General features: G+C 51.6%; 11 protein-coding genes. 8 read left to right on the top strand and 3 right to left on the bottom strand.

The genetic code is table 11. The features are described from left to right. Positions 1-99 precede the first annotated feature (99 nt). On the bottom strand, positions 100-1,746 hold the full coding sequence (gene fumB / locus WN16_RS14830) for a class I fumarate hydratase (RefSeq protein ID WP_044699883.1): 1,647 nt from the start codon (positions 1,744-1,746) through the stop codon (positions 100-102). 262 nt (positions 1,747-2,008) lie between these two features. Here fumB and manA point away from each other — a divergent pair, with 262 nt between their 5' ends. Beyond that, positions 2,009-3,184, top strand: coding sequence for a mannose-6-phosphate isomerase (gene manA / locus WN16_RS14825; protein WP_032949235.1), 1,176 nt, complete (start codon positions 2,009-2,011; stop codon positions 3,182-3,184). A 106-nt stretch (positions 3,185-3,290) separates the two neighbouring features. Further along, positions 3,291-4,799, top strand: a complete 1,509-nt coding sequence (locus WN16_RS14820; protein WP_003028973.1) for a YdgA family protein — start codon at positions 3,291-3,293, stop codon at positions 4,797-4,799. Positions 4,800-4,846: 47 nt separating this feature from the next. Here WN16_RS14820 and WN16_RS14815 read toward each other — a convergent pair whose 3' ends face one another. Beyond that, a complete protein-coding gene (locus WN16_RS14815) occupies positions 4,847-5,875 on the bottom strand; it encodes a Mal regulon transcriptional regulator MalI (RefSeq protein WP_003843556.1) in 1,029 nt (342 codons plus the stop codon). Positions 5,876-6,044: 169 nt separating this feature from the next. On the opposite strand from WN16_RS14815, the gene malX reads away from it, so the two are divergent. The 3 genes from malX to add all read left to right on the top strand — a co-directional run bounded on the left by malX (position 6,045) and on the right by add (position 9,922). Next, positions 6,045-7,637, top strand: a complete 1,593-nt coding sequence (malX, locus tag WN16_RS14810) for a maltose/glucose-specific PTS transporter subunit IIBC (protein WP_044699884.1) — start codon at positions 6,045-6,047, stop codon at positions 7,635-7,637. Between the two features lie 10 nt (positions 7,638-7,647). Next, the gene (locus tag WN16_RS14805; protein ID WP_044699886.1) at positions 7,648-8,820 is read left to right on the top strand and encodes a MalY/PatB family protein; all 1,173 of its coding nucleotides are present in this window, start codon (positions 7,648-7,650) and stop codon (positions 8,818-8,820) included. Positions 8,821-8,920: 100 nt separating this feature from the next. Then, positions 8,921-9,922 (top strand): adenosine deaminase, encoded by a 1,002-nt coding sequence (add, locus tag WN16_RS14800; protein WP_044699889.1) that lies wholly within the window; start codon positions 8,921-8,923, stop codon positions 9,920-9,922. 101 nt (positions 9,923-10,023) lie between these two features. On the opposite strand, the gene WN16_RS14795 is transcribed toward add, so the two are convergent. After that, complete coding sequence (locus tag WN16_RS14795; protein WP_032935818.1) at positions 10,024-11,064, bottom strand: oxidoreductase; 1,041 nt, start codon at positions 11,062-11,064, stop codon at positions 10,024-10,026. Positions 11,065-11,304: 240 nt separating this feature from the next. On the opposite strand from WN16_RS14795, the gene blr reads away from it, so the two are divergent. The 3 genes from blr to WN16_RS14780 all read left to right on the top strand — a co-directional run bounded on the left by blr (position 11,305) and on the right by WN16_RS14780 (position 12,469). Then, on the top strand, positions 11,305-11,430 hold the full coding sequence (gene blr, locus WN16_RS14790) for a division septum protein Blr (protein ID WP_003029134.1): 126 nt from the start codon (positions 11,305-11,307) through the stop codon (positions 11,428-11,430). Between the two features lie 291 nt (positions 11,431-11,721). Continuing rightward, positions 11,722-11,937, top strand: coding sequence for a transcription modulator YdgT (gene ydgT, locus WN16_RS14785; protein ID WP_003029138.1), 216 nt, complete (start codon positions 11,722-11,724; stop codon positions 11,935-11,937). Positions 11,938-12,028: 91 nt separating this feature from the next. Continuing rightward, entirely contained in the window at positions 12,029-12,469 is a 441-nt protein-coding gene (locus WN16_RS14780) for a DUF2569 domain-containing protein (protein WP_003832803.1), read from the top strand. Positions 12,470-12,531 lie beyond the last annotated feature (62 nt).

Here is a 12,531-nt window from a genome sequence, read left to right as displayed (position 1 = left end):
CATTGCCCACTTGCGTTGGTCTTATGAGTATTAACGAGGATAAAACTGTCGTTTGGTGGTTCGTGCGGTAAAAAAAACCGCCCCGAAGGGCGGTTGACGTTACTTAACGCAGCGTGCGCACTGCGACGTCTGAATTTGCTGGAAGAAATCATTGCCTTTGTCATCCACCAGGATAAACGCCGGGAAATCTTCCACTTCAATTTTCCAGATGGCTTCCATCCCGAGTTCCGGGTATTCCACGCACTCCAGACTCTTGATACTGCCCTGGGCCAGCACCGCGGCAGGGCCGCCAATACTGCCTAAATAGAAGCCGCCATGTTTATGGCAAGCATCGGTCACCTGCTGGCTACGGTTGCCTTTCGCCAGCATAATCATGCTCCCGCCTGCAGACTGAAGCTGGTCAACATACGAGTCCATACGTCCGGCCGTGGTTGGGCCAAGCGAACCAGAGGCGTAGCCTTCCGGCGTTTTTGCCGGACCGGCGTAATAGATCGGGTGATCTTTAACATACTGCGGCAAACTTTCACCGTTATCCAGACGTTCTTTCAGTTTCGCATGCGCAATATCTCGGCCAACGATGATTGTACCGTTGAGTGACAGACGCGTAGAGACCGGATACTGCGACAGCTGAGCCAGGATCTCTTTCATCGGACGATTGAGGTCAACGCGTACCGCTTCGCCCTCTCCCGCCTGGCGCAGCTCTTCCGGTATATATTTGCCAGGATTATGTTCCAGTTTTTCGATCCAGATACCTTCACGGTTGATCTTGGCTTTGATATTTCGATCGGCTGAGCAAGAGACGCCCATACCAACCGGGCACGACGCGCCGTGACGCGGCAGGCGGATCACGCGGATATCATGCGCGAAGTACTTCCCGCCAAACTGCGCACCCAGCCCCAAATTCTGCGCTTCAATCAGCAGCTCTTTTTCCAGCTCCACATCACGGAATGCCTGCCCATGTTCGTTACCTTCGGTCGGCAGCTCATCGTAGTATTTAGCCGAAGCCAGTTTCACCGTTTTCAGCGTAGCTTCCGCTGACGTTCCGCCGATCACAAACGCAATGTGATACGGCGGACAAGCCGCAGTACCCAGCGTACGCATCTTTTCAACCAGGTAATTTTTTAATTTGCCCGGCGTGAGCAGCGCTTTGGTTTCCTGGTACAGATAGGTTTTGTTCGCCGAACCGCCACCTTTGGCAATACACAGGAATTTGTATTCATCGCCGTCGACGGTATACAAATCAATCTGTGCTGGCAGGTTGGTGCCGGTGTTCACCTCTTTATACATATCCAGCGCTGCGTTTTGTGAATAGCGCAGGTTGTCTTCGATGTAGGTGTTATAGACGCCTCGAGCCAGCGCCTCCTCATCGCCACCACCGGTCCAGACACGCTGACCTTTTTTACCCACGATAATCGCGGTTCCGGTGTCCTGACAGGTCGGCAAAATGCCTTTTGCCGCGATGTCAGAGTTACGCAGAAATTGCAGGGCCACATACTTGTCGTTTTCGCTGGCCTCCGGGTCGCGCAGAATATCGGCTACCTGCTGTTGATGTGCGGGACGCAGCATAAACGACGCATCATGAAAGGCCTGACGAGCCAGCAGGGTTAAAGCTTGTGGCGCGACTTTAACAATCTCCTGCCCTTCAAATTCGGCAACAGAGACATAGTCGCTGGTCAGCAGATAGTATTCGGTATCATCCTTTTTGAGGGGGAAAGGATGCTGATAATGAAAGGGTTTGTTTGACATTGTGCTCTCACTTACTGCTCGGTCTGGTTATTCTCTGGGCAGATGTTCCGTTGCCCTGCTTCCCTGCCGCAGATCCGGTTGTAGAAGGAAGGGCTGTCTGCAACCGGAATCTCTCAGGGTATTAAAAGCGAGTCTCCATATCCTACACATTTTTTTAACAAAAACTGAGACAAGTACGACTTTTTACATGTGCAGGTTACTTCCCTCAGGGTTTCTTGGTTTAATAGCCGTAGAAAATTCCACATTGAAACAGGGCTTGATAATGCAAAAACTCATCAACTCAGTGCAAAACTACGCCTGGGGAAGTAAAACGGCGTTAACGGAACTCTATGGCATTGCCAACCCCACTCAGCAACCGATGGCTGAGCTGTGGATGGGTGCGCATCCGAAAAGCAGTTCGCAGGTTCTGGGCGCTGACGGCCAGACGGTTGCTCTGCGCGACGTTATCGAGCACGATAAATCCGCACTGCTGGGCGATGCCGTTGCGCAGCGTTTTGGTGAGCTGCCCTTCCTGTTTAAAGTGCTCTGCGCTGCACAACCGCTTTCGATTCAGGTTCATCCTAACAAGCACAACTCTGAAATTGGATTTGCCAAAGAAAACGCCGCAGGGATCCCGATGGATGCGGCTGAGCGCAACTACAAAGATCCTAACCACAAACCGGAACTGGTTTTTGCTTTGACGCCTTTCCTGGCGATGAACGCATTCCGCGAGTTCTCTGACATTGTTGCATTGTTACAACCCGTCTCCGCCGCACATCCGGCTATTGCGCATTTCCTGGAAGAGCCGAGTGCAGAACGTCTGAGCTATCTTTTCGCCAGCTTGCTGAATATGCAGGATGAGGAGAAATCCCATGCGTTGGCGATCCTGAAATCAGCGCTGAACAGCCAGCAGGGTGAACCCTGGCAAACCATCCGTCTGATCGCCGACGTCTACCCGAACGACAGTGGGCTCTTCTCCCCGCTGCTGCTCAATGTGGTGAAACTCAATCCAGGCGAAGCTATGTTCTTATTTGCCGAAACCCCGCACGCTTACCTGCAAGGTGTGGCGCTTGAGGTGATGGCTAACTCGGACAACGTGCTGCGTGCCGGACTGACGCCAAAATATATTGATATCCCGGAACTGGTCGCCAACGTGCAGTTTGTCGCCAAGCCAGCAAACCAGTTACTGACCACGCCGGTTAAGTCTGATGGCGAACTGGATTTCCCGATCCCGGTTGACGATTTTGCGTTCTCCCTGCATGAGCTTACTACCAGTGGCGCAGATATCAGCCAGCAAAGTGCGGCCATTTTGTTCTGCATCGAAGGTGAAGCTGTACTGAGCAAAGGCGAGCAACGTCTGGTTCTGCGACCGGGTGAATCGGCCTTTATTGGCGCGAATGAATCGCCGGTTAACATCAGTGGCGCAGGTCGTTTAGCCCGGGTTTATAACAAGCTTTAGCAAGATACTGATATTTTTAACAACTCTTGCTAAGCTGTAGTGAGTTAAAGACATGTCACTCCTCCAGGCGTCTTAAAACGCCTGGTTTTATTTTATGGATATCGAAATGAAAAAATCGCTGGTAGCTGCGGGTGTGGTGGTTGCGCTGGGTATCGTCTGGACGGGCGGCGCCTGGTACACAGGTAAGAAACTTGAAACGCATCTCGCCGAGATGGTGACGCAGGCAAACGATCAGTTAAAACGTTTCTCCCCTGAGGCGGGTATTGAACTGAGTTATCAAAACTACCAGCGCGGGGTGTTCAATAGCCAACTGCAATTGGTGGTGAAACCAATAGCCGGGCAGGCAGATTCCTGGCTGAAACCGGGGCAAAGTATTGTCCTGGATGAAACGGTGGATCACGGTCCCTTCCCACTGGCCCAACTGAAGTCACTGAATCTGGTTCCGGCTATGGCCTCCGTGAAAACGACGCTGGTGAATAACGACGTTACCAAACCGCTGTTTGATATTGCCAAGGGTGAGTCGCCATTTGTCATTAACTCCCGTATCAGCTACAGCGGCGATACCCGTTCCGATCTTTCCCTTAAACCACTGAACTACGAGAAAGGCGACGAAAAAGTAGCCTTCAGCGGCGGGGAATTCCAGTTTACCGCAGACAAAGAAGGTAACGCTGTCTCGCTGACAGGCAATGCGCAAAGCGGCGTGGTCAATGCGGTCAACGAGTATGACCAGAAAGTACAAATGACTTTCAATAATCTGAAGACTGAGGGTTCCAGCAGTATTGCCAGCTTTGGTGAGCGCATCGGCGACCAGAAATTGTCACTCGAAAAACTGTCGATCTCGGTCGAGGGCAAAGAGTTGGCGGTTCTGGAAGGCATGGGTATCGATGGCAAATCCGATCTGGTTAACGACGGTAAAACTGTCAACAGCCAGCTGGATTACACGCTGAACAGCCTTAAATTACAGGGCCAGGATATGGGTAGCGGTAAGCTGACGCTGAAAGTTGCCCAGATTGACGGTGAAGCCCTGCATCAGTTCAGTCAGCAGTATAGCGCCCAAACCAAGGCGCTGATGGCGCAGATCGATGTGGTACAAAATCCTGAGCTTTATCAGCAAAAAGTCACCGAAGCTTTCTTCAATGCGCTGCCGATACTGATGAAAGGCGAGCCGGTTATCACCATTGCCCCGCTGAGCTGGAAAAATGCGAAAGGTGAAACCGCATTTAATCTGTCACTGCTGCTAAAAGATCCGACAGCAAATACTGAGGAACCACAAACGCTGGCTCAGGAAGTGGATCGTTCGGTCAAATCACTGGATGCCAAGCTGACGATTCCGGTCGATATGGCGACTGAGTTCATGACGCAGATCGCCAAAATTGAAGGCTATCAGCAGGAGCAAGCGGCCGATCTTGCGAAGCAACAAGTGAATGGCTTGGCGGCAATGGGCCAGATGTTCCGTATTACAACGATGCAGGACAACGTCATCGGCTCCAGCCTGCAATACGCAAACGGACAGGTTACGTTAAACGGACAAAAAATGCCGCTGGATGAGTTTGTTGGCATGTTCGGTATGCCTTCTCTCGGCGAACCGGATGCCCCGGCTATCCCGCAACAGTAAATACGCGTGACAACAGGCCCGATAACCGTGTGTTTATCGGGCCTTTTTTATTTGGCCACCACCAGACGGGCGGAAAGCGTCAGGTTACGCGAATGACCATCATCGTGCCCAATGCGCTGCAGCATGCGCTCAGCAAGGGTATATCCCATTTCACGCGCAGGCGTGCAGGCCCAAATAATGGGGATATCGTCCAGTGCATTTTCCGCTACATCGGCAAATCCCGCTAAGGAGATCTGCTGTTCGAAATAGCGATCTACGCCAATTTCACCACTCTGACGCCCCGCTCTCATCAGGCCAAACCAGGCGCCAACGGCAATGGTTTCGTTGTAGCACACCACTGCGCTGATCGTTGGGTTACGACGTAACAGCGCGGTTACCTCCTCTGCGGCCTGCTTCTGGCTGGATGAACACTCCAGCACCCAGTCGCTATGAAACGGTAAACCATACTTTAGCAACGTCGTACAATAGCCGCCGACACGCTCTGCGCGAGTCAATGAGGAACTCTGCCCCCCCAACCACGCTATTCGCTGATGTCCGTGGCGGATAAGATGTTCAACCAGCAATTGCGAAGCCTGCATGTTGTCAGGTCTGACGGTGTCGACATCATCCAGGTAGCTTGCCCGAGAAGCAAACACCACCGGTATCCCCTTATCGGCGGCCAGTTGTTGTAGGTCGTCGCTACTGCCGGCAGCCCCGGCGATCACCACACCATCAACCCCTTGATTTAGCAACATAGCGAAACGCTGCGCGAGCTGTTCGCCATCTTTGCCACCATGTAATAAAAAGACCATGCGCCCCTGCGTTTCTAATGCTTCCGTCAGACCCGCCGTCAACTCGGCGTAAAACGGCGTAGAAAGATCGCGCACAATCAAACCAATGACCCCGCTCTGCCCGCCACGCAGCGCCGATGCCTGGCGATTACGCACAAACCCGAGTTGCTCAATAGCGGCATTCACGCGTTCGCCTGTCGCGGATGAAATACGACCTTTTCCACTAAGCACCAATGAGACAGTACTGACCGAAACGCCCGCGGCCAGCGCAACATCATGGATGGTTATTTTTTTGGCTATAGCCATAAAAACGGAAAACTCCCTGATAACGTGACGGATAAAACGTTTTATCAATCACTTATATTTATACGCCCTATTATCGTTCGATAATGTGATTTATACCGCACTAAAATTAGGTAAAACGTTTTATCTTCTCGCCATCATTAGTCAGCTAGCTTTTACGAGGAGTCGTTTGATGACGACGAGAACTACACCAAAAATAACGTTATGGGAATTTTTCCAGCAGTTGGGCAAAACCTTTATGCTCCCCGTAGCGCTACTCTCATTTTGCGGGATCATGTTGGGGATCGGCAGCTCGTTAAGCAGCCATGATGTCTTAACACTGATCCCGGCATTGGGTAATCCGGTACTGCAGGCCATCTTTACCTGGATGAGCAAAGTAGGCTCATTTGCGTTTAGTTTCTTACCGGTGATGTTCTGTATTGCCATACCTCTCGGCCTTGCTCGCGAGAACAAAGGCGTAGCGGCATTTGCCGGTTTTGTTGGTTATGCGGTCATGAACCTTGCCGTCAACTTCTGGTTAACCGCGAAAGGTATCTTACCTACCACGGATGCCGCGATCCTGAAGGCCAACAACGTGCAGAATATCCTGGGGATCCAGTCGATCGATACTGGGATCCTCGGTGCTGTTATTGCCGGGATCATCGTCTGGATGCTGCATGAACGTTTCCACAACATTCGTCTGCCGGATGCGCTGGCTTTCTTCGGCGGCACCCGCTTTGTGCCTATCATCTCCTCGGTGGTGATGGGGCTGGTCGGGCTGGTTATTCCCCTGATCTGGCCGGTTTTCGCCATGGGCATTACCGGGCTCGGCCACATCATCAACAGCGCGGGAGAATTTGGCCCAATGCTGTTTGGTACCGGTGAACGTCTGCTGCTGCCGTTTGGTCTGCATCATATTCTGGTGGCGCTCATTCGCTTCACCGAGGCTGGCGGCACGCAAGAAGTCTGCGGTCACAGCGTGAGCGGCGCACTGACTATTTTCCAGGCCCAACTGAGCTGCCCGACAACACAAGGTTTCTCTGAAAGCGCAACCCGCTTCCTGTCGCAGGGCAAAATGCCTGCGTTCCTCGGTGGTTTACCGGGGGCAGCGCTCGCTATGTACCACTGTGCTCGCTCTGAAAATCGTCATAAAATTAAAGGGTTATTAATTTCCGGTCTTATTGCCTGTGTGATCGGCGGTACCACCGAGCCCCTTGAGTTCTTATTCCTGTTCGTTGCCCCAGTTCTGTATGTGATCCACGCCCTGCTGACCGGTCTTGGCTTCACTGTGATGGCAGTGCTTGGCGTCACCATCGGTAACACCGACGGTAACCTGATTGACTTCGTGGTGTTCGGCATCCTGCATGGACTCTCTACCAAGTGGTATCTGGTCCCTGTTGTGGCGGCGATCTGGTTCGCGGTGTACTACGTCATCTTCCGTTTCGCCATCACACGCTTCAATTTGAAGACACCAGGTCGAGACGTCGAAATTGCCAGCAATATCGAAAAAGTAATGGCTGGAGCGCCGGGTAAATCCGGTTACAACGTCCCTGCCATTCTGGCGGCGCTTGGCGGTGCGGAAAACATCGTTAGCCTGGATAACTGTATTACCCGTCTGCGTTTGTCAGTGAAGGATATGTCTCTTGTGAATGTACAGGCACTGAAGGACAATCGCGCCATTGGCGTAGTGCAACTCAATCAGCATAATCTTCAGGTCGTTATTGGCCCACAGGTCCAGTCAGTGAAAGACGAGATCGCAGTTCTGATGAACACCGTACAAGCTTAAGGACAATGATATGTTTGATTTTTCAAAGGTTGTGGACAGGCATGGTACCTGGTGTACTCAGTGGGATTACGTTGCCGACCGTTTTGGTTCAGCCGACCTGCTGCCATTCACCATCTCCGATATGGATTTTGCCACCGCACCCTGTATTCTGGAGGCGCTGACTCAGCGCCTGTCACATGGCGTGTTGGGTTACAGTCGCTGGAAAAATGATGAATTTCTTGCGGCGATTAGTCACTGGTTTCTATCGCGTCATGATACCCAAATCGATCCTCACTCGCTGGTTTATGGCCCCTCGGTCATCTATATGGTATCGGAGCTGATCCGCCAGTGGTCTTCTGCGGGTGATGCGGTGGTGATTCATACGCCGGCGTACGACGCGTTTTACAAAGCAATTGAAGGTAATCAGCGCGTGGTGCGCGCTGTCGAACTGGAAAAACGCACTGACGGTTGGTACTGCGACATGGCCGCGCTGGAGAATGCCCTGTCTCGTCCAGAGAGCAAAATTCTTTTGCTCTGTAGCCCACAAAATCCGACGGGCAAAGTGTGGACGCATGATGAGCTGGAAACCATGGCAGAACTGTGTCAGCGCCATGGTGTAAAAGTTATTTCCGATGAGATCCATATGGATATGGTATGGGGGGATCACCCACATATCCCCTGGAGTAACGTCGCGCGTGACAGCTGGGCGCTGCTCACTTCCGGCTCAAAAAGTTTTAATATTCCGGCACTGACCGGGGCTTACGGAATTATTGAAGACGCTCAAAGCCGTAACGATTATCTCAGCGCATTAAAAGGTCGCGATGGTCTTTCCTCACCAGCAGTTCTCGCGCTGAGCGCACATATTGCCGCCTATCATCAGGGTGCAAGCTGGCTTGATGCGCTGCGGGATTACCTTACCAGCAATCTGCATTACGTCGCCCGCGAGCTTAATGCCGCATTCCCCGAACTGAACTGGCAGGTTCCGCAATCCACCTATCTGGCATGGATTGACCTGCGTCCGCTCAACATTGATGACCACGCATTGCAGGAAGCGCTCATCCACCAGCAGAAAGTCGCCATCATGCCCGGATACACATACGGCGAAGAAGGACGCGGTTTTGTGCGCCTGAATGCCGGATGTCCACGATCCAAACTTGAAAAAGGCGTTCAGGGGTTGATTAACGGCATACGTTCTGTACGCTAATAAAGTTTGCGCAATGAAATTATTCATTGCGCAACATAGATTTTTATCCCGATTTTTTCTTATAATACGACGCACTTTACCTAAATACACGAGTGCGACCATGATTGATACTTCCCTCCCCTTGACCGACGTCCATCGCCACCTTGATGGTAACATCCGTGCCCAAACGATTCTGGATCTGGGTCGTCAGTTCAATTTAACGCTCCCGGCACAAACGTTGGAAACGCTGATCCCTCATGTGCAAGTGACATCCACTGAGCCAGATTTAGTGAGTTTTTTATCCAAGCTCGACTGGGGCGTGAAGGTACTGGCCTCGCTGGATGCCTGTCGCCGCGTGGCATTTGAAAATATTGAGGATGCAGCACGTAACAGTCTGCACTATGTAGAATTACGTTTTTCACCAGGCTATATGGCGATGGCGCATCAACTCCCGGTGGCAGGTGTGGTTGAAGCCGTCATCGCAGGCGTGCGCGAGGGCTGCAAGACCTTTGGCGTCGAAGCACGCTTAATTGGCATTATGAGCCGTACTTTTGGCGAAGCCGCCTGTCTGCAGGAACTGGATGCGCTGTTAGCCCACCGAGATCATATTACGGCACTGGATCTAGCCGGTGACGAACTGGGATTCCCTGGCAGTCTGTTCCTGTCCCATTTCAACCAGGCACGCGACGCCGGCTGGCATATTACCGTGCATGCGGGCGAAGCCGCGGGACCAGAAAGCATCTGGCAGGCCATTAAAGAGCTGGGCGCTGAGCGTATTGGTCACGGCGTTAAAGCCGTTGAAGATCGTGCGTTGATGGATTACCTCGCCGAGCATCGTATCGGCATCGAATCCTGCCTGACATCAAACATTCAGACCAGCACCGTTGCCTCACTAGCGAACCATCCGCTGAAAACGTTCCTTGAGCATGGCGTTATTGCCAGTTTGAATACGGACGACCCGGCTGTTCAGGGTGTGGATATTATTCACGAGTACACCATTGCCGCACCAGCTGCAGGCCTAACGCGCGAACAGATCCGCCAGGCGCAAATCAACGGTCTGGAAATGGCATTCCTGAGTAACGAAGAAAAACGAGCCTTGCGCGAGAAAGTTGGCGCAGCGTAACGGGTAAAGTGCTGAATGGCGCTAACGCTTATCCGGCCTACGTTGGTTTTCATTGTAGGCCGGATAAAATGCCTGAGCATCTCCATCCGGCATTAGTCCAATCAAGCAAGGCACAGCGTCGAACGATGTTTCGCAGATTCGATACCCAGCTCAATCAGCTCCATAATTTGGATAGCCTGTCTCGCCGGTACCGGGTTTTCACCGTTACCGTTTAGCGCATCACGAATGCCAGCATAGTACGCCGGATAGTTGCCTGGTACAGTAAGCCAGGTTTCTTCAACCTGCTCTTCGCCTTCTACTCGCGTCAAAACGCCATCGCGCATATCATAACCCCAGTCTTCCTGTGGTAGTCGCTCGCCATTTTTCAGACGCTCTTCCTGCGGGTCAAGACCATACTTCACATAGCTGCCACGCGATCCGTGCACAATATAACGGGCCGATTCTGCGGCAGCGAGCATGGTGCCATGCAGGATCACACGACGCTGCGGATACGTCAGGATGGCATGGAAGTAATCCGTCGCCTGCGCGCCCGGACGCAACTGGGCCAGATCTACCGTCAGGCTGACGGGCAAACCAAACAGATTAATCGCCTGATCCAAAAGATGCGGTGCTAAATCGTACCAGATACCGCTTCCCGGACCGCCCTGTTCACGCCAACGGTCACGAACCTGCGGGCGGAAACGATCGAAATGGGATTCGAAATACGCCACCTCTCCCAAAACACCATCCGCCAGCAGAGCTTTCAGCGTCAGAAAATCACTGTCCCAGCGACGGTTATGGAACACAGACAGCACGCGCCCGAGGCTGCGCGCCAGCGTATCCAGCTCACGAGCTTGTGACAGTGTCACAGTAAAAGGCTTATCAACAACCACATGTTTGCCCGCTTCCAGCGCAGCTTTCGCTAATGGAAAGTGTGTGTCATTAGGCGTGGGGATCACAATCAGGTCGATATTTGGATCGTTAAAAAGATGCTTAGGCTCAGCAACAACCGCCACCGTAGGCCAGTCTGCCTTCACTTTTGCTTCATCACTACTGGAAACTGCAGCCAGTTCCAGGCCCGGCGTGCCCACAATCAGGGGGGCATGGAAGGTTTTACTGGCATAACCATAGCCAATTAGCCCAACGCGGATGTTGTCATTCATGTTATTGCCTCTCAATTCAGGACTGACCTATTTCACACCATACCTTGCAACGTCTCAATAGTTTAATAACCTTTGCGCTACAAAGGTTGCTTTTAACTTAAGTCAAACATATGCCACTTATGCTTAACTTGCAGCGAAAAAGAGGGAGAAATCGTTCCCAACCATCTTGCTGTATTAATGAGAGATTAGTAACATTTGCAGCCTGTGTTTATGGATAAATCAAAGCAAATGTCATCAGTAATGAATCGTCTTATTGAATTAACAGGTTGGATTGTTCTCGCCGTCTCCGTGATCCTGCTGGGTGTTGCCAATCATATTGACAATTACCAGCCACCAGAGCCCGTTGCGGCAGTGCAGAAGAAATAAGCATCCGCAACCTTTTATTGCCCGGCAATTAACATTGGTAGTTGCAGGGTTTGCCGGTAAAAGATCGCTTTCTGTCAAAAAAAGCGAATTATGCCGCATCCCGCTCCGCTGCATATTGCCAGCGATCGCTAAGCGCGTTACCCTTGCCGAAGACGCGCATAGCGCCTGCTTTTTCACAGGTATGAACACTCTTCTTACATTTGCACGTAAATCCGCTTTTACCTGTGCACGTTGTTTATTTTTATATTTTCTACTCCGTTGGTATTATTTTATTAATATGGATCTGCATTTATGACTGTTCAGGATTACTTATTAAAATTCCGCAAAATCAGTTCACTCGAAAGTCTGGAAAAACTTTTCGACCATTTAAACTACACGCTCACCGACGATAGCGACATGATCAATATGTACCGTGCCGCAGACCATCGCCGTGCGGAGCTTATATCCGGAGGCCGTCTGTTTGATGTTGGTCAGGTACCTAAATCAGTCTGGCATTACGTGCAATAGAGAAGAAAGTAGCGCTCAACGTTAAAAGCTTTATAATAATCGCCCCAAAATGAATGGCATGATTGATTGCGCGCGTAAAACTGGAGAAGAGATGACTACCACACCGGCACAACGTATCGGAGGCTGGCTACTTGGGCCACTGGCCTGGCTGTTAGTCGCGTTGTTGAGCGCTTCGCTGGCGTTATTACTTTATGTCACTGCGCTGGCAACACCGCAAACCTTCAAAACGCTGGGTGAGCAAAGTACAGCAAATTTGCTGTTATGGGGCGTCTCCTTTGTTACCGCGATCGCCATGTGGTATTACACACTGTGGCTGACAATTGCGTTTTTCAAACGCAGAGCCTGTGTGCCCAAGCATTACATTCTGTGGCTGCTGATCTCCGTGTTGCTGGCGATTAAAGCGTTTGCGTTTTCACCTGTCCCAGACGCTTTTGCGGTGCGCCAACTGCTGTTCCCATTACTGGCCGCAGCACTGTTGGTGCCCTACTTCAAGCGATCGCAGCGCGTTAAATCGACGTTTGTGAACCCGTAATAACCCTACAGTTAACCTGTTGTCGCCTGTTGTAGATTGTCAGATAATAGGCGGCTTTTTTA

The organism is Citrobacter sp. ABFQG (genome assembly GCF_004322975.1).
GTDB classification, from domain to species: Bacteria; Pseudomonadota; Gammaproteobacteria; order Enterobacterales; family Enterobacteriaceae; genus Citrobacter; species Citrobacter freundii.
Note: the sequence above shows the minus strand (reverse complement) of the source record. Positions and strands in the feature narration are given on the sequence as shown.